Here is a 20,009-nt window from a genome sequence, read left to right as displayed (position 1 = left end):
ACGTGGAGGTGCGCCGCCTCCGCCACGCAAACACAATCGCCGTGGCATGGCAAGACCTCCACGCGAATCTGGCCGACATCCGTCCGGGATGGACATTGAAGGGCGCGACCAGGCAGAAGGCTCATCCGCCCGGTATGAGCCGCCGACCCGCCCGGCCGGGGACGCTCGATGCACGCCATTCATGCGCACGGAGGGACGGAACGATGACGAGCAGCAGCTATGCGAGCGAACGGCCCACGGATGCGGCGCCCGCCCCGCCGCTCACCGCGTGGATCGGGGTGGTCGTCTTCGGCGGGATCATGTTGCTCACTCTCGGTGCGTTTCAGGTCGTCGAGGGCATCGTCGCCCTTTACCGTGAGCAAGTATTCATCGTGACCGCGGATCAGCTGTTCGAGCTCGACCACACCGTGTGGGGGTGGACGCACCTGATCCTCGGCGTGCTCGCGCTGGCCGCCGGGGCCGGCGTGCTGGCCGGCCTGCTGTGGGCCCGGATCCTGGGCGCGCTGATCGCCGCGCTCGGCGCCTTCGTGCACCTGCTGTTCATACCGGCCGTGCCGATCTGGGGCGCCATCCTGATCACCATGGACATTCTCATCCTGTACGCCCTGTGCGCGCACGGCGGCGACGTCCGGCGGCGTCACGAGCAGGACGTCAGATCAGCTTGAGCGAGCGGGCCCGCCGCACCGCCTCGTTGCGCCGGGACGCCGACAGTTTCCGCAGGATGTTGCGCACGTGCGTCTTGACCGTGTTGACCGACACGTACATCGAGGCCGCGATCTCCTCGGTCGGCAGCATCTCGGCCATCCCCCGCAGCACGTCCAGCTCCCGCCTGCTCAGCGCCTCGACGACGATCGGCTCGGCCACGGCCGGCCCGGCGGCCCCGCTCAGCACGCGTTGCTGCACGGCGCTGCGCTCCTCGTCGCGCAGCAACCGCCGCAGCTCGTTCCACACCTGGTGCACCGGGCGCCGGTACGACTCCGGGGCCGCGACGGTCAGCGCGCGGCGCAACGCCTCCCGGGCCGCCGCGTCGTCGGCGCCCTCGGCCAGCATGGCCAGTAGCAGCCAGGCCTCCAGCACGACCGGCCGCGGCACCCCGCAGGCGCGGGTCACAGCGGTCGCGATGTCCTGGGCCGGGCCGGACTCGCCCTGAGCCATCAGCAGGGCGGCCCGGGTCACGGCCACGTCCGCGGTGCCCGTCGCGGGCAGGCCGGCCAGCAGCTCGGCCGCCTCGGCGGTGCGACCGGCGGTGATCAGCAGGCGGATCCGGCTCAGGGCGATCTCGCGGGACAGCCAGCGCGGCGGCTCGTCGCCGTTCTCCCCGGCCGCCACCAGCACACTCATCACCTGCCGGGTCTCGCCCCGGATCTGCAGTCGGCGCGCCTTCACCACGGCGCAGGCCAGCGCGGCGGGCCCGTCGGATCCGGTCGCGCACAGGGGCTGAGCGGCCCGCAGATGCCGGTCGGCGGCGTCGATGTCGTAGCGCTCGAGCGCCACCCAGGCCAGGGCCACCTCGGCTGCGGCGGGCCACCGGTCGCGGCTCAGCCCGCACTCGGCGGCCAGGTCGAGCGCCTGCCGGGCGTACGTCTCGGCCCGCCCGAGCCAGCCGCGGTAGGCCTCGGTGACGGCCAGCCGGCCCAGGCAGTCGATCTTCACCAGCTCGGCCCCCGGGGGCGCGGTCGCGACCGCCTCGGCCAGCGCGTCGACCGTCTCGTCGCCCGCGCTGTACGCGCCCCGGGCCACCCCCTCGGCCGCGTGCACCAGCATCCGCAGCTCGGGGTGGCGTGTCCGCAGCCGCTCCGGCGTGACAGCCAGGAACGCCTTGACCACCGGGGCCAGCTCCTCGACCTGCTCCGGCTCGGGGCCGACGGGCAGGGTCAGCAGCTGCATCAGGTGGAAGGCGAGGGTGAGGCCGTCGCCGCACGCGCTGCCGTGGACGGCGAGGAGCTTGCTGGCGTACGCGAACTGCTCGGCCGCCCGCAGGTGGTCGCCGTCGCCATAGGTGAGGGCCGCCCGCACCAGCACGGTCTCGGGAACCGTCTGGTGCTGCGGCAGACCGGCCAGCACGCCGCCCAGCCGCCCGGCGCTGCCCTCGATCACCAGCTGCCCGACGGCGAAGTCCTCGATCACCATGGTGGCCGCGGTCTCCCAGTCGCCGGCCCGCGCGCATTGGGCCACCGCGTCGGCCAGCCGGCCGTGCGCGAACAGCCAGTCGGCTGCCCGCCCGTGCAGCAGCGCCACCTGGTCGGGCTCGGCCCAGGCGAGCTGGGCGCGCAGCAGGTCGGCGAACAGGTGGTGGTAGCGGTAGAGGCCGGTGCCGTCGCCGACCGGCTGGATGAAGGCGTTCTCCCGGGTCAGCCCGGCCAGCAGGCGACCGGCGTCGGCCCGGCCGGTGACGGCGGCCGCGAACTCGGCCGTGAACGTGTCGAGCACGCTGGTCTCGAGCAGGAAGCGGCGCATCACCGGCGGCTGGAAGCGCAGCACCTCGCCGATGAAGTACTCGGCGACCGAGCTCTCGTTCCCGGTCAGTCCCGGCCACACCGCCGGGTCCGCGCAGCCCTGCCGGGCCGACGCGTACAGCCGGATCCCGGCCGCCCAGCCCTCGGTCCGGTCGAGCAGCTCGGCCACCTGGTCCCCGGTCGGCGTCACCCCGTGCAGCTCGAGCAGCCGGGCGGCCTCGTCCGCACGGAAGGCGAGGTCGGCCGTGCGTATCTCGGACAGCTCGCCGGCCAGCCGGTACCGGTAGAGCGGCAGCGGCGGATCCCACCGCCCGGAGAGCACCAGCCGCAGGCCGCTCGCGTGGCTCTGCAGGAACTCCAGCCCGGCCGCCCAGTCCCGGCCGGCCAGCTGGGAGGCGCCGTCGAGCACGAGCACGACCGGGGTCGGACACGCGGCCAGGGCGGCGGCGACGCGGGCCAGGAAGGGCCGGCCGGCCGCCGCCCCGGGCGCGGCCGGGACCTGCGCCGGAACTCGCACCCCCACCCGGCGCAGGCCCTCGATGAGGTAGGTCCAGAAGGTGGCGCCCCGCTCGTCGCCCGGTTCGACCGCTATCCAGACGATCGGCCACCGCACCGCCCCGCTGCGCGCCCAGGAGGCCAGCAGCTGGGTCTTCCCGCTTCCGGCCAGACCGGTCACCAGAGTGAGCGGCCCCTGCACGCCTTCGGTCAGCCGGTCCGCGAGGGCGGGCCGGTCGACCATGAACGGCGGTGGCGCGGGCACGGCGAACTTGGAGTTCAGCAGTGATCCGGCGGAATCCGCGCTCGGCTCGATGGACACCGCTACCCCCTAGTGACCCGAATCGATCTCTCGTTTCAGAGTCCGATTCGGGTTCGGCCCGGCGCATCGTCCGGATCGGATAATAGTGACCCTCGGTGGCGCCCCCGTCGGCACTCAGTGCACAAGCGACCGCGCTTCGAGAACGTGCGCGTTCCACGGCGGCAGATCGACGTAGAGTCCCGGGCCGGACAGCTCGTCCCCGTCCCGCTCGAAGACCCGGCCGTCGAGCAGGTCGGTCAGCCGCCACCGACCGCCGGGCGACGACCACGGCACGGGAACCCGGGCCTGGGCCGGGCCGTCGCTGAAGTTCACCGCGACCAGGCGCCGGTCACCCCCGTCCCGCCATGACCAGGCGAGCACACCCTGATAGCTCGGGTTGTCCGGCCACCCGGAGCACTCGAGCAGCTGCCAGTCGCCCCGGTCGACCTTCAGCCGGGCCAGCCGGTGGTGGAAGGCGAGCAGATCCTCGTCGACCGGCTCGTCGGGGTAGCGGCCGAGGAACACCGGCAGCCGGGTGCGGCGGCCCTCGAACTGGCCGTCGTGCCACAGCGTGGCCCCGGGCAGGGTGGCGATCGCCACGGCGGCCGCCCGGCCCCGCCCGCCGGGCAGGGCGGTGGCGGCGCGCGGCTCGTCGTGATTCTCGGTGAAGCGGATCAGCTTGTCCTGGTAGTCGCGGCCGGCCGTCAGGTGCTTGCGGACGGCGTCGGCGTCCTCGTGCACGAGCCGGTCGTACAGCCGCTTGTCGTAACAGAAGCCGAAGCCCTGCTGCTGCAAGGCCCACTCCAGGTCCCAGTACGCCTCGGCGACGAACACGAAGTCCCGGCCCGAACCGACCTCGCCGATGATCGCGGGCCAGAACTCCTCGGCCGGCGCCGGCCCGGCCCAGCGGCCCCAGGTGCGGGCGAAGATCTCGTTGGTGACCAGCATCGCCATGTCGCAGCGCACCCCGTCGCACTGCTCCGCGATCCCGGCCAGGGTGCGCGCGGTCCACTGCCGCAGGCCGGGGTCGAACGCGTTGAGCTGGACGACGTCGGGCCACGGCGGGAAGTACGGGTCGCGGCCGCGGGCCAGGACGTGTCCGCCCGCCGCGAACCAGGCGCCGGGCTCCCGGGCGAGGTCGTCCTCGCCCCCGTTGACCAGCCACTCGGGATGCCCGGCGACGATCGGGTGGTCCGGGGCCACGTGGTTGGGCACGTAATCGAGGATCAACCGCACGCCGCCCCGGGCCAGCTCGGAGCGGGCCACGGCCAGACCGGGCGCACCGCCCAACCGCTCGTCGACCTCGTAACGCCGTACGCAATAGGGCGAACCGACCACGTCGGTCGCGCTCAGGCCGGGCAGCGCGGCGTGGAAGTCGCGGCGCAGCCCGGGGTCGGCCACCGCGACGGCCAGACCGGCCGGACTGCGTTCCCAGACCCCCATCAGCCACACCGCGTCGAAGTCGCTCAGCTCGTCCCACACCTCGCCCGGCACGTCGCCCAGCGTGACCGGCCGGCCGTAGCGCCGGGCCAGACCGGTCAGCCAGGGCCAGGTGTCGATCTCGTACACCGCCGGAGCGGCCGGCCAGCCGGTCATGCTTCCTCCCTCTTGTGGAAGACCCCGGTCATCCCGTGATCCAGCAGGTCCTGGCCGTCGAGCCCGGCGAACAGGATCGGGAAGACGGCCACCAGCGCGGTCCATCCGGTCTGGTGGGTGGCGCCGAGGCCGGCTCCGTTGTCGCCGTGGAAGTACTCGGAGAACAGGATCAGATCGCGCCAGTTCTCGCTCCGGAACACCTGCTGACCGCCGTAGCAGGGGCGCAGACCGTCCGGGCCGGGCAGGAACGTACGGGTCAATCGGTCGGAGATCTCGCGGGCCACCTCGAACAGGGTCATCCGCACGCCGGAGCCGGTCGGGCACTCCACGGTGAACTCGTCGCCGTAGCCGACGTACAGATTGAGCAGGGCCCGGATCATGAGCGCGTTGACCGGGAACCAGACCGGGCCGCGCCAGTTCGAGTTGCCGCCGAACATGCCGCTGTCCGACTCGGCCGGCTGGTAGTCGACGGAGTAGATCCGGTCGCCCACCCGGAACTCGAACGGGTGCTCGGCGTGGTGCCTGGAGAGCGAGCGGATCCCGTACTCCCCCAGGAACTCGTTCTCGTCGAGCAGGCGCTCCAGAATGCGGCGCAGGCGCGACTCGTCGAACAGGGCCAGCAGCCGCTCCCCGCGCGGGCTGGGGGCCCGGGCGTCGGTGAGCACCGAGGTCAGGCCCGAGTGCCGGGCCAGGAACTCCGCCGCCTCGGTGAGCACCTGCGGATGCCGCTCGACCACACGACGGTCGTACACGGTGACGGCGGCCAGCGGCAGCAGCCCGACCATCGAGCGCACCCGCAGCCGTTCGGCGTCGCCGCCGGGCAGGCGCAGCAGGTCGTAGAAGAAGCCGTCGTCCTCGTCCCACATCGCCGCCTTGCCGTTGGCGTTCACCGCCACCGCGATCCAGGCGAAGTGCTCGAAGTACGTCTGCGCGTCCTCCAGGTAGACCGGGTCCTCGACGGCCAGCTCGAGCGCGATCTCGAGCAGCGTCTGGCAGTACAGGGCCATCCAGGCGGTGCCGTCGGCCTGGTCCAGGGTGCCGCCGGTGGGCAGGGGCGCGCTGCGGTCGAAGACGCCGATGTTGTCCAGCCCCAGGAAGCCGCCCTGGAACACGTTGTTGCCGTCGGCGTCCTTGCGGTTGACCCACCAGGTGAAGTTGCGCGAGAGCTTGTGGAACATGCGCTCCAGCCAGGTGTGGTCGCCGTGACCCGTACGGGCCTTGTCGAACTCGTAGACCAGGTAGGCCGCCCACGCGTGCACCGGCGGGTTGACGTCGCCGAAGTTCCACTCGTAGGCCGGGATCTGGCCGCTGGGGTGCAGGTAGCGCCGGGTCAGCAGCAGCTCCAGCTGGTCCTTGGCGAACGCGACGTCGACCAGGCTGAACGCGACCGCGTGGAAGGCCAGGTCCCAGGCCGCGAACCACGGGTACTCCCAGGCGTCGGGCATCGAGATCACGTCGTGCGCGGCCAGGTGGAACCACTCGCCGTTGCGGATGCCGTCGGCGTTGAGCGGATCGAGGCCGTGCTCGGCCAGCCAGCGCTCGACGTCGTAGCCGAAGTACTGCTTGCTCCACAGCAGCCCGGCCACGGCCTGCCGCACGACCTGCCGCTCGGCCTCGCCCAGCCGCGGCGGGTAGAGGCTCGCGAAGAACTCGTCGGCCTCGGCCCGGCGTCCGGCCACGATCGCGTCGAACGCCTCGGCCGAGTCGCGGCCGGGTGGCTCGGGGTGGTCGGCCAGCCGCACGCGGACGGTGGCCGACCCGCCGGGCGGCAGGTCGAGGACGTGGTCGAGGGCAACCTTGGTGCCGGCCCGATCCGGGTTAACCGCGCCGGTGTCGCCGTGCACGACGTACCGGTCGATCGCGTCCTTCACGTACGGCGTGGCGTTGGCCTGCCCGAAGAGGCGTTCCGTGTTCGTCTCGTTCTCGGTGAACAGCGGTTCGTGCTCGCCGAGGCCATGGAACCAGCGCGTGCCGAGCTGGTCGTGCACCGCCTCCACCCCGTCCGGAACCTGCCGCAGGCCCGGGCGCGGCCCACCGTCGCTCCACGTGTTGCGGAACCACAGCGTCGGCAACAGCCGCAGGGTGGCCGGATCGGGGCCGCGGTTGTGCACCGTCACCTTGAGCAGGATGTCCTCGGGGCTCGCCTTGGCGTACTCGACAATCACGTCGAAGTAGCGCTCCTCGGCGAAGATCCCGGTGTCGAGCAATTCGTACTCGAAGGCGTTACGGCCGCGCCCGCGGTTGGTGGCGAGCAGATCCTCGTACGGGAACTCGCGCTGCGGATACTTGTAGATCATCCGCTGGTACGAGTGGGTCGGCGTGCCGTCGACGTAGAAGTAGTACTCCTTGACGTCCTCGCCGTGGTTGCCCTCGGCGTTGGTGAGCCCGAAGAACCGCTCCTTGAGGATCGGGTCGGCGCCGTTCCACAGGGCCAGGGCCAGGCAGAGCGTCTGCCGGTCGTCGCTGAACCCGGCGATGCCGTCCTCACCCCACCGGTAGGCCCGCGACCGGGCCTGGTCGTGGGTGAGGTAGTCCCAGGCGTCCCCGCCCGGGCTGTAGTCCTCGCGGACCGTGCCCCACTGTCGTTCGCTCAGGTAAGGCCCCCAGCGCCGCCAGGGACCGGCGTCGTCGAGGCGCCCTTGCTCGGTGTCAGCCATGGGGCCAGCGTCGGCCCGCGACCCGGCCGGTTCGTCACCCGAGGCGGATGAAACCGGCCGGTCCGCGGGCCGCGACGGTCAGGCGCCCGCTCCGTGCAGCGCCTTCTGCAGCTCTTCCTCGGTCTCCTTGGGCAGCGAGGACTTGAGCACCGTGCCGCCGAACTTGCTCATCGCCTCGACCGCCTTGTCCGGCGTCACCGCCTCGACCACCATGAACAGCGCCGACGTGCCCGGCTTGAGCTCGTCGCGGATCCGCTCCTGGAAGTCCTTGTTGATGGCGCCCTTGGCCAGCTTGCCGGTCAGCGCCCCGAGGCCCGCGCCGACGGCCATGCCGAGGACGGGGACGAAGAACAGCATGCCGAACAGCAGCCCCCAGAACATTCCCCAGGTCGCGCCGCCGCCGACGGCGTGATGGTTGGTGGTCACGTGGAACTTGCCCTCGTGGTCCCGGGTGATCACGGCGATCGCGTCCGGCTGGATGATGAGGTCCTTGGCCAGCCGGCTCGCCTCCTGGGAGGCCGCCGTCGCCGTGCTCTCGTCGGGGTACCCGATGGCGATCAGAGTTGCCATGGTGCACCTGCTCCTTCTGTCGTCTCGTCGTCCGCTCAGTCAGCCACGCGGAACCCGGCGGCTCTTCACTCCTCAGGGATGAACTTCCCGCGCCGCATGGGGAGGACCGTCGGGGCATGGACGAGCGATACGAGATCCGGATCCGGGGCTTTCTGGGCCCGCTGCTGCGCACCGCGGTCGGCCAGCTGCGCTATCGCACGCTGCCGTCGCAGAGCACGATCCGCGGCCGGCTCTCGGACGCCGATCTCGAACGGTTGCTGGACCGGCTCGACCGGTCCGGCCTCGAAGTGGTCTGCCTGAGCTGCGTCCGGGCCGATTCATCCGCTGCGGATGGCGTGAGCGGCCCGGCCCGGTCACAGGATCGGGCCGACGCGACATCAGGCCGATGACTAGGAGAACAGCATGACCGAGACCGAGCCACGGCAGACATACGACGAGCCGTACGCGCAGCCCCGCCGGGGGCAGCCGTCCGGGTGGGTGGGCATGGTCGTCTTCGCCGGCGTCATGCTGCTCATGCTGGGCGGGTTCGAGATCATCGAGGGCACGGTCGCCCTGTTCAAGGACGACTTCTTCCTGACCACCCGGCAGGGCCTGGTGATACCGATGGACTTCACCGCCTGGGGCTGGACGCACATCCTGATCGGGGTGATCGGCGTCTGCACCGGTCTGGGCATCCTCTACGGGCAGATGTGGGCCCGGGTGGTCGGCATCGTCATCGCGGTGCTCAGCGCGCTCGCGAACCTGACGTTCCTGCCGGCCTACCCGTTCTGGTGCTCCATCATCATCGCGGTCGACGTGCTGATCATCTATGCCCTGTCGGTGCACGGGCGTGAGGTCAGGGCCTGAGCATGACCCGCCTGGTGGCCCGGCCGCCACGGCCAACACTCCGGTTCGCCGGTCGCGGCAACGGCGCCGGGCCCGGCGAACCGGCCGGTCTGCCCCGCGGTGTCATCATTCTGCTGGGCGCGGCCGGCCTGGTCGTGACGGTGGCCGGCATGCAGGCCACCGCCGATCTGCTCGCGCCCGTCATGCTCGCGCTCATGCTCACCGTCACGGTGAGCCCGCTGACGCAGTGGCTGCGCCGGCACGGCACCCCGGTCTGGCTGGCCATGCTGACCACTGTGGTCACCGTCTACGTGATCCTGTTCGCGCTCGGCGGGGCCCTGTTCGTCTCGGTGGCCCGGCTCGTCGACCTGCTGCCGCAGTACCAGGACCAGTTCGCGGGCCTGCGGGACGACCTCGTGTCCGGGCTGAGCGGCCTCGGGATCAGCGCCGGCCAGCTGCGCGACCTGGTGGCCGGGGCCGACCCGGGCACGGTCGCACGCCTGGCCGAGGGTCTGGTCGGCGGCCTGACCGGTCTGCTCTCCAACACCGTCTTCCTGCTCGCCGTGCTGCTGTTCATGTGCCTCGACACGGTCAACTTCCCGGCCCGGCTGCAGTCGGTCACCGGCGAGCGGCCGCAGGTCGTCGGCGCGCTGCGCAGCTTCGCCCAGGGCACCCGGCGCTACCTGCTGGTCTCCACCGTCTTCGGGCTCGTCGTCGCGGTCGTCGACACCGTGCTGCTGTGGTGGCTCGACGTGCCGCTGCCGCTGCTGTGGGGGCTGCTGTCGTTCATCACCAACTACATCCCCAACGTCGGCTTCGTCATCGGGCTGATCCCGCCGGCGCTGCTGGCCCTGCTGCAGGGCGGGCCGGAGCTGATGCTGACCGTGATCCTGCTCTACTGCGCGGTCAACTTCGTGATCCAGTCGGTGATCCAGCCCAAGATCGTCGGGGACGCGGTGGGGCTGTCGGCCACCGTGTCGTTCCTGTCGCTGGTCTTCTGGACGTGGGTGCTGGGGGCGCTGGGCGCGCTGCTGGCCATTCCGCTGACGCTGCTGACCAAGGGGTTGCTGGTCGATATAGATCCCTCCACCCGCTGGCTGAACGCCCTGCTGTCGGACTCCCCCGTACGGGATGATGCCGCCGCGCGGACTCGGCCCGCACCATGACGGTATGACCACGTTCACGGTATGGAAGTTCGACGAACCGCGGCAGGCCGAGCAGGCCGCCGACATCGTCAAGTACGCCGCCGCCGACCACCTGGTGAAGATCGTCGACTACGCGGTCGTGACCTGGCCCAAGGGCGCGGACAAGCCGGAGACCCACCACGAGCACGAACGCGGCCGGCACGGCGCCGGATGGGGGCTGTTCTGGGGCGTCGTGGTCGGTGGCCTGTTCCTCGTGCCCATCGTGGGCGGCGCGGTCGGCGCCACGGTGGGCGCACTGGCCAAGGCGACCGAGGGCACCGGGATCACCCGCGAGCAGCTGGAGACGATCCGCACGGAAGTCACCGAGGGCACCTCGGCGCTGTTCCTGGTCACCGATCAGGGCAACCTCGACCGGCTGGCCGAGCGGTTCCACGGCCTGCACACCAAGCTGCTGGCGACCAACCTGACCACCGAGGAGCAGGAGATCCTGCTCGACACGTTCAGCGACCACCTGAAATGAGCCCTGCCGCCCCGGAACAGCGCGCCGCGGCGGGACGCGCGGCCCGCAAGCGCGTCCCGCCCTCGGCGCACGCCGGTTTCGCGTCGCCGGCCGACCGGCCCGACCCGGTCGCCCTGCTGCTGGCCCAGGAGGAGGACCGGCTGCCCGAGCTGCTGCCGATCCGGCACGGCCGGATGCTGGTCTCGCCGTTCGCGTTCTACCGGGCCAGCGCCGTGCTGATGGCGGCCGACCTGGCCGGGACGCCCGGCTCGGGGCTGCACGCGCAGATCTGCGGCGACGCCCACCTGAGCAACTTCGGGATGTTCGCCTCGCCCGAGCGCCGTCTCGTCTTCGACCTCAACGACTTCGACGAGACCGGGCCCGGGCCGTGGGAGTGGGACCTCAAGCGGCTGCTGGCCAGCCTGGAACTGGCCGGGCGGGCCAACGGGTTCAAGCGCAAGGAGCGCACGGCCGTGGTGGTGGCGGCCGCCCGGGCCTACCGCGAGGCGATGGCCGGGTTCGCGGCGATGCGCGAGCTGGAGGTCTGGTACGCCCGCGCCGACGTCGACGAGTTCGCCGCCCAGCTCGGCAAGCAGCAGCGCAAGCGGCTCGCGTCGGCCGGCACCAAGGCGCGCGGGCGGAACAGCCTGCAGGCGTACAAGAAGCTGACCGCCGTGGTCGACGGGCGCCGCCGCATCGTGGCCGACCCGCCGCTGCTCGTGCCGGTGGCCGACCTGGTGCCCGAGGTGGCCCGCAAGCAGCTCGAGGCCCAGATCCTCGAGATGCTCGACGGCTACCGCGACACCCTGGCCGAGGACCGGCGGCGGCTGTTCGACAACTTCGCGTTCGTCGACCTGGCCCGCAAGGTGGTCGGCGTGGGCAGCGTCGGCACCCGGTGCTGGATCGTGCTGCTCACCGGCCGCGACGACCAGGATCCCCTGCTGCTGCAGGTCAAGGAGGCCGGGCCCTCGGTGCTGGACGGGTACTCGCCGGCCACCGAGACCGAGCAGCACCACGGGCGCCGGGTGGTGCACGGCCAGCGGCTCATGCAGGCGGCCAGCGACATCTTCCTCGGCTGGCAGCACATCCCGGGCTTCGACGGGCGGGGCCGCGACTTCTACGTGCGGCAGCTGCGCGACTGGAAGGGCTCGGTCGTGGTCGAGGCCATGGACCCGGACGGGCTGCGGCGCTACGGGCAGGTGTGCGCGTGGACGCTGGCCCGGGCCCACGCGCGGGGCGGGGACCGGGTGGCCGTCGCCGCCTACCTGGGCGACGACGACCGCTTCGACCGAGCCTTGGCCGCCTTCGCCGCCGCCTACGCGGATCAGACCGAACGGGACTTCGACGCGTTCACGGCGGCCGTCGCCGAGGGCCGGGCCGCGGCTCAGACCGGCATCTGATCCGGCTCGTCCACCCGCTCGGGCCGCTGCTCCCCGCCGGCCGAGGCCGGCGCGATGCCCGCCGCCTGCCGCGCGATCAGGGTCACGGCCACCTCGTACGCGGCCAGCACCACCACGATGACCAGCAGCGCCGTCCACGACGTGAGGATCAGGGCCAGCACCCCGGCCACGATCAGCCCGGCGATGCGAACGGCGTCGAGATGCGCCGCGATGAAGACCGGCGCCCGCCCCACGAGCTGCCACACCCGCGCCGCGCCGCGCCGGATCTGGCGGCGCAGCCACACCGGCAGCCGTCCCGGGCCGGCCAGATAGGCGAGCACGGCCAGGATCGCGCCGATCCAGATGATCTGGGTGCCGCGTTCCCGCAGCGAGGCGAAGACGGTGGTCACGGCCGCGTCCACACCATCGCGATAGGTGCCGGCGGGTACTCCTTCGACCACCTGCCGGCGCACCGCGCGCAGCACCGCGGTCACCACCACGGCCGCCACGACCAGCCACAAACCGAACTGCACGGTCGTACGCCGGCGTCGGGGCGAGACCACGTACGCCGCGATCAGCAGCAGCACCGCCAGCGAGCCGAACAGCACCAGTCCACGCTTGGCCGTCACCACCGCTTCCTGAGCCGCCTGCAGCCGGCCCGCGTCGTAGACGGTGAACTGGGCGAAGTTCGCGGGCAGGGTCACGCCCACCTGCTCCTCGACCCGGGCCCGCAGGTTCTCGGGGATGGCGCCGCTGCTCAGGTCGGGCAGCGTGATCGTCTTGCCGAACAGGGTCGGCAGCTGGGCGCTCAGCTCGCGCAGGGCCTGGTTGATCAGCGGCAGCAGATCGATGTCGATGTGGTCGTCCCCGGCCGTCACGACGTCGCTCTCGCCCTCGAGCACGGCCATCATGCGCTGGTGGACGCGGCGGTTCAGCTCGGCCCACACGACCTGGAAGCGGTCGCTGGTCAAGACCCTTCCCACCGTACGATCCACCTGCTCGCGAAGCTGGCCGGCGATCGGCCCGGCGGCGAACGCGGCCTGCTGCGGCAGCACCGTGCGCAGCCGCTGCTCCACGTCGACGATCTGGAAGAGCTGATCGGTGGCGTACGCCGACACGGCCGCAGCCACCTTCGGATCCGACGGCAGCGGCGCCACCGTGGCCACCCAGCGCTCGGTGTTCAGCGTGGTGCGGGCCGCCCAGAAGCCGACGACGCTCGTGACCAGCGCGAACGCGGCCAGCGCGACGAGGATCGCGGCGGCCGCCCGCCGGAAGGTCGCGGCACCGGCCCGTCGCCTGCGGCCCGCCGCCAGCTCGGCCTTCAGGCCGGCCACCTCGGCCCGCAGCCGGGCCAGTTCGCCGGTCTCCTCGGGTTCGGTCGCGGGCGCGGGGGCCGTCGTCGCCGGCGCGTGGGCCGTCGTCGCCGGCTCGGGGGCAGTCGTCGCGGGCGCGGCGGCCGTCGTCGCCGGCTCGGGAGTCGCGGTCGTCATGAGCCGACGGTCGCGAACGGGGTGGCGGGCCGCCTCATCCGCCGCGGATGAAGCCGGGCGGCGAGCCGCGGCGCAGGCTGGGGGCATGGCAATGGGCCCGCTGGAACTCGTTGTGCTGTCCTTCCCCCGCGACCGGCTCGACGACGGCGCGTACGCGACGCTCCGCAAGCTCACCGCCGGCGGGGAGATGCGCGTGGTCGACGTGCTGGTGGTCCGGGCCGGCGCCGACGGGCGAGCCCAGGCGGTCGAGCTGAGCGAGCGGCCCGGCCTGCGCGGCCTGGCCGGCCTGACCAGCGGGCTGATCACGGCCGTCGACGTCGGCGAGGTCGGCCTGCTGGTCGACGACGGAACCGACGCCCTGGCGGTGCTGCTGGAGCATCGCTGGCTGCGCGAACTGGAGCGACACGTGGCCGGGGCGAGGGGCAGCGTGGTCGCGCTGACCCACATCCCCGGCGCGCCGGTCGCGGTGACCCCCGTTTAGGAGAGCGATGAACACCAGGTTGAGCAACGCGTACGACGCCCTGCGCGGCCGCCCGCCGCGCCCCGACTACGGCCTTCTGATCGTCTTCCCGCTGCTCGCGGCGTCGGTCGGCGCGCTGATCGGCATCGGGGTCGACCAGCTGGTGGTGCGGCTGGTGTCGCAGCGCGACAGTTCTCGTCCGGCCGGCCGGACCCCGGCCACCGGCCCCGCTCTGATTCCCAACTGAGGAGAGGTCAATGGCGGTAGATCTGGAAACCATGGGCCCGGTCGACTATCTGTGCATCGAGTTTCCGCAGGGCAGCCTCAAGGGCACCGCGCTGCCGCAGCTGCTCGACCTGGTCGACCGGCACATCATCCGGGTGCTCGACATCCTGTTCGTGAAGGCCGGTCCGGACGGCAGCGTGTTCACCCTGGACGGCGGCGAGCTGGACGCGAGCGGGCTGGGCGCCTTCCACGGCGCCGGCACCGGCATGCTCGGCGGGGACGACTTGCGCGACATCGGCCAGGTGCTCGCGCCCGGGTCGGCGGCTGTCGTGCTGGTCTACGAGAACCTGTGGGCCGCTCCCCTGGCCGTGACGCTGCGCCGCAACGGCGCCCAGGTGGTGGCCGGCGGTCGCATCCCCGTGCAGGACCTGCTCGCGGCGCTCGACGCCACCGAGCCCGCCATCACCGCCCGGAAGGGATGATCCCGATGCCCGGACTGCTGCGCGGCATAGCCCGCACCGCCGTCGTCGCCGGAACCGCCACGGCGGTCTCCAACCGCGTGTCCCGCCGCCAGGTCGGCCGGTGGTCCCGCCAGGCCGAGGCCGAGGAGTACGAGCAGGCTCCGCCCGAGGACGACATGTCGTCGAAGATCGAGCAGTTGAAGCAACTGGGCGAGCTCAAGACCCAGGGCGTGCTCACCGACGCCGAGTTCGAGGCCCAGAAGGCCCGCATCCTGGGCTGACTTCCCAGCTGAGGCGCTTCAGCTTCAGCTGGAGCGCCTCAGTTCACCGCGGCGACCGGCGCCGTGGCCTCGGCGAGCGCGTCGACGAAGGACTTCGACGCCCCGTACGCCCGCCACAGCCGGCGCTGCCGGTCGGCCCCGGTGCCCGTACGCCGCAACCGCTCGAACCCAGCGTGCACTTCGTCCGTCTCGCCCGTCCGGTCGAGCTCCGGCTCGATCCGCCTCAGCAGGGCGGCCGTGCCGGTGTGCCCGAACGCGGCGTTGAGCAGATGGGCCCGGATCGTGGCCTCCCGCTCCGGCAGCACCTTCACCCGCCGGCGCACGTCCTCGATCAGCGTGGCCACCAGCGCCCGCACCGCCGCCGCGAACAGCACGGTGTCGTGCGCCTCGAGGCACGTGTCGCCGACCCGCACCTCGATGGTCGGGTACCGCGGGGAGAGCCGGGCCAGGAAGTAGATGCCCGAGGCGTCGGCGGCGGCGCCAGTCGCGATCAGGGCCCGGACGGCCTCGTCGTACCGGTCGGCGCCGGCCCAGATGCCCGGCGGCCGGAAGGTCGGCCAGCGCATCTGGGCGTGGTAGCGGTAGCTGGCCCAGCCGGTGTCGCCGCCCCCGGCGATCGGCGAGTTCACCGTCAGGGCCAGCAGCGCCGGCAGCCACGGCCGCAGCCGGGTCAGCACCGCGGTGGCGAGTTCCCGGTCGGCCACGCCGATGTGGACGTGGCAGCCGCACGCTGTCCCGTACGCGGCCGCACCGGGGAACCGCCGGGCCAGGTCCCGGTAGCGCTCGGAGTCGGTCACGACCACCTGCGGACCCGAGGCGAACGGCACGGCGCCGGACGCCACCAGCCGTACGCCTTCACGGTCGGCCGCCTCGGCCGCGATCAGCCGCAGCCGGCGCAGCTCGCGCCCCAGCCCGGCCAGGTCGGTGACCACGGCCGTGGCCGTCTCGACCTGGTAGGCCATGAACTCCGGCTTGATCTGCTCGTCGAGGCCGGCTCGGCGCACCACGGCGGGCGCCACGGGAGCGGGCGTCCCGTCCGGCTCCAGCAGCAGGAATTCCTCTTCGACACCCATGGTCAGCACTTGTTCGGTCCCTTCGCGGGTCACGGGCCGCGGACTACGGAGGTGCGGGCGATCAGGTCGTGGATCCCCTGGTGGCGGCGGTTCACCAGCAGCCAGAGGGCGCCGACCGGGAAGTAGGCGAGCAGCAGGGCCCGGACGAGGGCGGCGAGCCAGCGCACCGGCCGGCCCTCGGTGGTCACCACCCGCAGGCCGAGCACGGCCATCCCCGGGGTCCGCCCGGCGAGCAGCCAGAACAGGGCGCAGTAGAGGGCGAGGATCGAGGGCAGGAACACGATGTAGCCCGAGAGCACCGCCCGGGCCAGCTCGCGGGCCTCGTAGCCGACCACTGAGGCGACCAGACCGAGCGCGGCTGCCGCGACGCCGATGAGCATCGAGACGATCAGTGCGTCCACCACGTACGCCAGAAGCCGGCTGACCAGACCCCCGTAGGCCGCCGGAAGCGGATCGGCCGGCGCCGGCTTGGCGTAGGCGCTCACCTCGAGTCGGTCGGGGCGCGCCGGCCCAGGCGCAGGGTCAGCCGGTCGACCGCCTCGTCACCGGCCACCGCCGAGGCCCGCACGCGGCCGACGACCTCGTCGACCATCGTCTCGCGCTGGCCCCGGACGAGCACCCGGATGCGTTCCGGTTCGTTCTCGAGGATGCGGAGCACACGTTCCAAAGGGATGTCGATGAGCTGGTCGATCAGGCGGGAGCCCGCACCGACCGCCCGGCCGCGTTCGGTGGCGCCGCGCTCGGCCAGGCGCTGCCGCAGACCCGACGCGTCGGCGCCCAGGCTGTTCCACCGGGCTCGCAGCCGGTCCACGGTGATCGCGGCGTTCTCGCCGGTGCGGACCGCGGCCCCGATCGCCACGTCGCCCCAGCCGAGCAGCCCCGGAGAGGTCATGACACACCTGCCTTCCGGCGAAGGTAGATCTTGCGCAGTTCGGTCGGGATCACCACGACCAGGCCGACGAGCAGGCAGACGGCCCACTGCCCGAGACTCAGGCTGGTGGTGTTCAGGATCCGCTGGAACAGGCCCAGCTCGGTGGCGAGCAGGATGGCCGCGACCGACATGCCGGTGGTGACCAGGAAGCGCCGGTCGCCGAAGGTCTCCAGGCTGAACACCGAGCGGATGTCGCTGCGGACGGTGAACGAGAAGACCAGGTTGGCGATCGAGAACGAGGTCAGGCCCATGGTCCGGGCCACGTCGACGCCGTACTCGCGGTCGGCCGCCCAGATGAGGATCAGCGTGGCCACGCCCATGATCAGGCCGACGACGCCCAGCCAGCCCAGCGCCCGCCCGCTCAGCAGCGGCTCGTCGGACCGGCGGGGCGGCCGCTTCATGATGTCCGGCTCGGCCTTGCCGTAGCCCAGGCCGACCGACTGGAACACCTGCGTGGTGAAGTTGAGCCACAGCGTCTGCAGCGGCACGAACGGCACGCCGGCCGCGATGTTGAAGATGCTGGCCGACAGGAACGTGACGATCATGGCGGCCAGCACGCCCATCTGGAAGAAGATGTACTTCTTCAGGTTGGCGTAGAGGGCCCGGCCCAGCTCCACGGCCTTGACGATCGTGGCGAAGTCGTCGTCGGTGAGGATCATCGCGGCGGCTTCCTTGCTCACCTCGGTGCCGGTGATCCCCATGGCGATGCCGATGTCGGCCTTCTTCAACGCCGGGGCGTCGTTCACGCCGTCGCCGGTCATGGCGACGATGTGCCCCTTGCGCTTGAGCACCTCGACCAGCCGCACCTTGTGCTCGGGGGTGACCCGGGCGATCACGCCGATGCCGCCGATCTCGCGGTCGGCCTCGTCATCGCTCATCGCGGCGAACTCGGCCCCGGTGATCGCGCGCCCGTGGATGCCGAGCTTGCCGGCGATGGCGGCCGCCGTCACCGCGTGGTCGCCGGTGATCATCCGGACCTCGATGCCGGCCGCGTGGGCCTGCTCGATCGCGGCCTGGGCCTGCGGCCGGGGCGGGTCGACGATGCCGACCAGGGTGAGCACGGTCAGCCCGTCCAGCATGGCCAGCAGGTCGCCGCCGGGGTCGAAGGTGGCCGGGTCGAAGTCCTTGCGCCCGGTGGCCATCACCCGCAGGCCCTGCTCGCCCAGGCGGGTGTTCTCGGCCAGATACCGCGCCCGGAAGGCCTCGTCCACCGGCACCGGCGTCAGGTCGTCCCCGGGCACCTGGCCCGCGCGCATCAGCAACTGGTCGGGGGCGCCCTTCACGAAGCAGCGGACGACCCCGTCCATGCGGTGGAAGGTCGCCATCATCTTGTACGCGGCGTCGAACGGGAGCTCGGCGATGCGCGGGTACTTCTCACGCGTCGCCTCGGCGTCCAGGCCGCCCTTCTCGGCCAGCACGACCAGGGCGCCCTCGGTCGGGTCGCCGATCAGCCTGCCCTCGCTGACCACGGCGTCCGAGGCCAGGATCATCGGCAGCAGGAACTCCTCGAGCGGGACGTCGGGCTGCCCGGCCACCCGCTTGATCGTGCCGTCGGTGGCGTAGCCCCCGCCCGAGATCGTGTACCGGCGGCCCGGGATGGTCATCTCGATCGCGGTCATCTGGTTGAGCGTGAGCGTGCCGGTCTTGTCGGAGTTGATGGCCGAGGTCGAGCCGAGCGTCTCGGTCGAGCGCAGCCGCTTGACGATGGCGTTGGCCTTGGCCAGCAGCTGGGTGCCGAGCGAGAGGATCGTGGTGACCACGGCCGGCAGCCCGGTCGGGATGGCCGAGATGGCGAACGCGATGGCCGCCGTGAAGACGACGTTGAACGAGTTGCCCCGGGCCAGGTTGATGATCACCGAGGCGAACAGCGCGATGCCGGCCACGATCAGGATCTGGTTGGTCAGCTTGGCCAGCTGCCGGGTCAGCGGGGTCTCGGCGTCCTTCTCGGTCTGCAGCATGCCCGAGATGCGGCCCACCTCGGTGGTCATGCCGGTCGCGGTGACGACCAGCTCACCCGATCCACGGGTGACGTTCGTGTTCATGTACGCCATGTCGGCCCGGTCGCCGAGGTCGGTGTCCACCTTGGCGATCGCCTCGACGTTCTTGGCCACCGGCAGGCTCTCCCCGGTCAGCGCCGATTCGTCGATCTCGAGCGTGGCCGCCCGCAGCAGCCGCCCGTCGGCCGGCACGACGTCGCCCGCCTCGACCAGCACGACGTCGCCGGGCACGAGCTCCTCGGCCGGCAGCTCGGCCAGTGTCCCGTCCCGCCGCACCTTGGTCTTGATGATCATCATCTTCTGCAGCGCGTCGATCGCGGCCGCCGCCTTGCCCTCCTGGTGCAGGCCGAGCGCGGCGTTGAGCAGGGTGAGCGCGATCAGCAGGACGCCCGTCCCCCACTGCTTGAGCGGGAACAGGCTGCCCAGGCCGGCGGCCAGCAGCACCAGTTGCATGGGATCGGCGTACTGGCGCACGAAGGACCGCCACCACGGTTCCTTCTTCGTCTCGGCGAACTTGTTGGGACCGTGCTGCCGGCGGCGCTCGTCGGCCTCGGCGCTGCTCAGGCCGCTGCGCTGATCGACGTGCTCGGCCTCCAGCGCCTCCGGCACCGACAGGACGTGGAACACCGGAGTCTTGGTGTCCTCGGTCATCGTGGCCATCGCCGGCTCCTAGCGGTAGGTCCGCGGGACCGGCCGCGGCGCGACGGGAATCAGGGCGGACTTGCCGGAGCCGGCGACCAGGGAACCGATGGCCACGCCGAGCACGAGGTTGAGGCCCGAGGTGTAGACCCTGGCCCCGGTGCTGGCGTCGGTGACGAACGGCGCGAGCATCGACACCGCGGTGGCCAGCACGATCACCCAGCCGAAGAAGCGCATCGGCCGCGGCGTGGTGATCAGCAGGACGTGCAGGATGCCGGTGGCCACCAGCGCCGCCAGTCCCGCGCCGAGCGCGTACCAGCCGGTGGAGGCGTCTCCCCAGGTGCCCTGCCCCTTGGGCGCGAGCACGTCGACGTCGAACAGCCCCCGCCCGAGCAGGATCCCGGCGATCGCGATCAGGGCGGCCACCGCCGCCGTGGCGGCCCCGCCGGCCCACAACTTCCCGGCGTTGACGGCCGGACTGGGCCGCGGATCCATGGGTGCGTTCATTCCGGCCATGCCGTCCTCCCGG

The 20,009-nt window shown here is 72.1% G+C and carries 20 protein-coding genes; 10 read left to right on the top strand and 10 right to left on the bottom strand.

Annotation, left to right across the window (positions count from 1 at the left end; all coding sequences use genetic code 11):
• The first annotated feature begins 203 nt into the window (after nucleotides 1-203).
• The gene (locus tag OWR29_RS02535) at nucleotides 204-665 is read left to right on the top strand and encodes a DUF7144 family membrane protein (protein WP_267560639.1); all 462 of its coding nucleotides are present in this window, start codon (nucleotides 204-206) and stop codon (nucleotides 663-665) included.
• Here the strand turns inward: OWR29_RS02535 and OWR29_RS02530 are convergent.
• From OWR29_RS02530 to OWR29_RS02515, 4 genes are all read right to left on the bottom strand, one after another.
• The gene (locus tag OWR29_RS02530; protein WP_267560638.1) at nucleotides 652-3,273 is read right to left on the bottom strand and encodes a winged helix-turn-helix domain-containing protein; all 2,622 of its coding nucleotides are present in this window, start codon (nucleotides 3,271-3,273) and stop codon (nucleotides 652-654) included. The two genes, OWR29_RS02535 and OWR29_RS02530, sit on opposite strands and share 14 nt — an antisense overlap.
• Nucleotides 3,274-3,387: 114 nt before the next feature.
• Nucleotides 3,388-4,848, bottom strand: coding sequence for an alpha-amylase family glycosyl hydrolase (locus tag OWR29_RS02525; protein WP_267560637.1), 1,461 nt, complete (start codon nucleotides 4,846-4,848; stop codon nucleotides 3,388-3,390).
• Nucleotides 4,845-7,505: an MGH1-like glycoside hydrolase domain-containing protein gene (locus tag OWR29_RS02520; protein WP_267560635.1), complete on the bottom strand. Its 2,661-nt coding sequence runs from the start codon at nucleotides 7,503-7,505 to the stop codon at nucleotides 4,845-4,847. Before OWR29_RS02520 ends, OWR29_RS02525 begins: the two co-directional genes overlap by 4 nt.
• A gap of 78 nt (nucleotides 7,506-7,583) precedes the next feature.
• On the bottom strand, nucleotides 7,584-8,075 hold the full coding sequence (locus OWR29_RS02515; RefSeq protein ID WP_267560634.1) for a DUF1269 domain-containing protein: 492 nt from the start codon (nucleotides 8,073-8,075) through the stop codon (nucleotides 7,584-7,586).
• Between the two features lie 116 nt (nucleotides 8,076-8,191).
• On the opposite strand from OWR29_RS02515, the gene OWR29_RS02510 reads away from it, so the two are divergent.
• Genes OWR29_RS02510 through OWR29_RS02490 form a run of 5 tightly spaced genes read left to right on the top strand, consistent with a single transcriptional unit; the run spans nucleotide 8,192 to nucleotide 11,944 of the window.
• Nucleotides 8,192-8,464 carry a DUF8691 family protein gene (locus tag OWR29_RS02510; RefSeq protein ID WP_267560633.1) on the top strand — a complete coding sequence of 91 codons (273 nt, stop codon included), beginning with the start codon at nucleotides 8,192-8,194 and terminating at the stop codon, nucleotides 8,462-8,464.
• Nucleotides 8,465-8,477: 13 nt separating this feature from the next.
• On the top strand, nucleotides 8,478-8,921 hold the full coding sequence (locus OWR29_RS02505; RefSeq protein WP_267560632.1) for a DUF7144 family membrane protein: 444 nt from the start codon (nucleotides 8,478-8,480) through the stop codon (nucleotides 8,919-8,921).
• Between the two features lie 2 nt (nucleotides 8,922-8,923).
• Entirely contained in the window at nucleotides 8,924-10,066 is a 1,143-nt protein-coding gene (locus OWR29_RS02500) for an AI-2E family transporter (RefSeq protein WP_267560631.1), read from the top strand.
• A 4-nt stretch (nucleotides 10,067-10,070) separates the two neighbouring features.
• Nucleotides 10,071-10,565, top strand: a complete 495-nt coding sequence (locus OWR29_RS02495) for a DUF1269 domain-containing protein (RefSeq protein WP_267560630.1) — start codon at nucleotides 10,071-10,073, stop codon at nucleotides 10,563-10,565.
• Nucleotides 10,562-11,944 carry a DUF2252 domain-containing protein gene (locus OWR29_RS02490; RefSeq protein ID WP_267560629.1) on the top strand — a complete coding sequence of 461 codons (1,383 nt, stop codon included), beginning with the start codon at nucleotides 10,562-10,564 and terminating at the stop codon, nucleotides 11,942-11,944. The genes OWR29_RS02495 and OWR29_RS02490 overlap by 4 nt, the downstream gene beginning before the upstream one ends.
• Here the strand turns inward: OWR29_RS02490 and OWR29_RS02485 are convergent.
• Nucleotides 11,929-13,413, bottom strand: a complete 1,485-nt coding sequence (locus OWR29_RS02485) for a hypothetical protein (RefSeq protein ID WP_267560628.1) — start codon at nucleotides 13,411-13,413, stop codon at nucleotides 11,929-11,931. The genes OWR29_RS02490 and OWR29_RS02485 overlap by 16 nt on opposite strands.
• A gap of 85 nt (nucleotides 13,414-13,498) precedes the next feature.
• On the opposite strand from OWR29_RS02485, the gene OWR29_RS02480 reads away from it, so the two are divergent.
• The 4 genes from OWR29_RS02480 to OWR29_RS02465 are packed head-to-tail and all read left to right on the top strand — an operon-like array spanning nucleotide 13,499 to nucleotide 14,840.
• Nucleotides 13,499-13,894: a DUF6325 family protein gene (locus OWR29_RS02480; RefSeq protein ID WP_267560627.1), complete on the top strand. Its 396-nt coding sequence runs from the start codon at nucleotides 13,499-13,501 to the stop codon at nucleotides 13,892-13,894.
• Nucleotides 13,895-13,901: 7 nt separating this feature from the next.
• Nucleotides 13,902-14,120 carry a hypothetical protein gene (locus OWR29_RS02475; protein ID WP_267560626.1) on the top strand — a complete coding sequence of 73 codons (219 nt, stop codon included), beginning with the start codon at nucleotides 13,902-13,904 and terminating at the stop codon, nucleotides 14,118-14,120.
• Nucleotides 14,121-14,130: 10 nt separating this feature from the next.
• Nucleotides 14,131-14,580, top strand: coding sequence for a DUF6325 family protein (locus OWR29_RS02470; protein ID WP_267560625.1), 450 nt, complete (start codon nucleotides 14,131-14,133; stop codon nucleotides 14,578-14,580).
• Between the two features lie 5 nt (nucleotides 14,581-14,585).
• Nucleotides 14,586-14,840, top strand: coding sequence for an SHOCT domain-containing protein (locus OWR29_RS02465; RefSeq protein WP_267560624.1), 255 nt, complete (start codon nucleotides 14,586-14,588; stop codon nucleotides 14,838-14,840).
• A gap of 38 nt (nucleotides 14,841-14,878) precedes the next feature.
• On the opposite strand, the gene OWR29_RS02460 is transcribed toward OWR29_RS02465, so the two are convergent.
• Genes OWR29_RS02460 through OWR29_RS02440 form a run of 5 tightly spaced genes read right to left on the bottom strand, consistent with a single transcriptional unit; the run spans nucleotide 14,879 to nucleotide 19,975 of the window.
• Nucleotides 14,879-15,946, bottom strand: a complete 1,068-nt coding sequence (locus OWR29_RS02460) for a carboxylate-amine ligase (protein WP_267560623.1) — start codon at nucleotides 15,944-15,946, stop codon at nucleotides 14,879-14,881.
• Nucleotides 15,943-16,398 carry an RDD family protein gene (locus OWR29_RS02455; protein WP_267560622.1) on the bottom strand — a complete coding sequence of 152 codons (456 nt, stop codon included), beginning with the start codon at nucleotides 16,396-16,398 and terminating at the stop codon, nucleotides 15,943-15,945. Before OWR29_RS02455 ends, OWR29_RS02460 begins: the two co-directional genes overlap by 4 nt.
• Entirely contained in the window at nucleotides 16,395-16,805 is a 411-nt protein-coding gene (locus OWR29_RS02450) for a hypothetical protein (protein ID WP_267560621.1), read from the bottom strand. The genes OWR29_RS02455 and OWR29_RS02450 overlap by 4 nt, the downstream gene beginning before the upstream one ends.
• Nucleotides 16,802-19,501, bottom strand: a complete 2,700-nt coding sequence (locus tag OWR29_RS02445; RefSeq protein WP_267560620.1) for a cation-translocating P-type ATPase — start codon at nucleotides 19,499-19,501, stop codon at nucleotides 16,802-16,804. Before OWR29_RS02445 ends, OWR29_RS02450 begins: the two co-directional genes overlap by 4 nt.
• 9 nt (nucleotides 19,502-19,510) lie before the next feature.
• The gene (locus OWR29_RS02440; protein WP_267560619.1) at nucleotides 19,511-19,975 is read right to left on the bottom strand and encodes a DUF6069 family protein; all 465 of its coding nucleotides are present in this window, start codon (nucleotides 19,973-19,975) and stop codon (nucleotides 19,511-19,513) included.
• Nucleotides 19,976-20,009: the final 34 nt, after the last annotated feature.

This window comes from Paractinoplanes pyxinae (assembly GCF_026626335.1).
GTDB classification, from domain to species: Bacteria; Actinomycetota; Actinomycetes; order Mycobacteriales; family Micromonosporaceae; genus Actinoplanes; species Actinoplanes pyxinae.
Note: the sequence above shows the minus strand (reverse complement) of the source record. Positions and strands in the feature narration are given on the sequence as shown.

Coding starts and splice junctions, on each gene's coding strand:
- OWR29_RS02535 (WP_267560639.1), top strand. CDS start 204: ATGACGAGCAGCAGCTATGCGAGCGAACGGCCCACGGATGCGGCGCCC.
- OWR29_RS02525 (WP_267560637.1), bottom strand. CDS start 4,848: ATGACCGGCTGGCCGGCCGCTCCGGCGGTGTACGAGATCGACACCTGG.
- OWR29_RS02520 (WP_267560635.1), bottom strand. CDS start 7,505: ATGGCTGACACCGAGCAAGGGCGCCTCGACGACGCCGGTCCCTGGCGG.
- OWR29_RS02515 (WP_267560634.1), bottom strand. CDS start 8,075: ATGGCAACTCTGATCGCCATCGGGTACCCCGACGAGAGCACGGCGACG.
- OWR29_RS02510 (WP_267560633.1), top strand. CDS start 8,192: ATGGACGAGCGATACGAGATCCGGATCCGGGGCTTTCTGGGCCCGCTG.
- OWR29_RS02505 (WP_267560632.1), top strand. CDS start 8,478: ATGACCGAGACCGAGCCACGGCAGACATACGACGAGCCGTACGCGCAG.
- OWR29_RS02500 (WP_267560631.1), top strand. CDS start 8,924: ATGACCCGCCTGGTGGCCCGGCCGCCACGGCCAACACTCCGGTTCGCC.
- OWR29_RS02495 (WP_267560630.1), top strand. CDS start 10,071: ATGACCACGTTCACGGTATGGAAGTTCGACGAACCGCGGCAGGCCGAG.
- OWR29_RS02490 (WP_267560629.1), top strand. CDS start 10,562: ATGAGCCCTGCCGCCCCGGAACAGCGCGCCGCGGCGGGACGCGCGGCC.
- OWR29_RS02485 (WP_267560628.1), bottom strand. CDS start 13,413: ATGACGACCGCGACTCCCGAGCCGGCGACGACGGCCGCCGCGCCCGCG.
- OWR29_RS02480 (WP_267560627.1), top strand. CDS start 13,499: ATGGCAATGGGCCCGCTGGAACTCGTTGTGCTGTCCTTCCCCCGCGAC.
- OWR29_RS02475 (WP_267560626.1), top strand. CDS start 13,902: ATGAACACCAGGTTGAGCAACGCGTACGACGCCCTGCGCGGCCGCCCG.
- OWR29_RS02470 (WP_267560625.1), top strand. CDS start 14,131: ATGGCGGTAGATCTGGAAACCATGGGCCCGGTCGACTATCTGTGCATC.
- OWR29_RS02465 (WP_267560624.1), top strand. CDS start 14,586: ATGCCCGGACTGCTGCGCGGCATAGCCCGCACCGCCGTCGTCGCCGGA.
- OWR29_RS02450 (WP_267560621.1), bottom strand. CDS start 16,805: ATGACCTCTCCGGGGCTGCTCGGCTGGGGCGACGTGGCGATCGGGGCC.
- OWR29_RS02445 (WP_267560620.1), bottom strand. CDS start 19,501: ATGGCCACGATGACCGAGGACACCAAGACTCCGGTGTTCCACGTCCTG.
- OWR29_RS02440 (WP_267560619.1), bottom strand. CDS start 19,975: ATGGATCCGCGGCCCAGTCCGGCCGTCAACGCCGGGAAGTTGTGGGCC.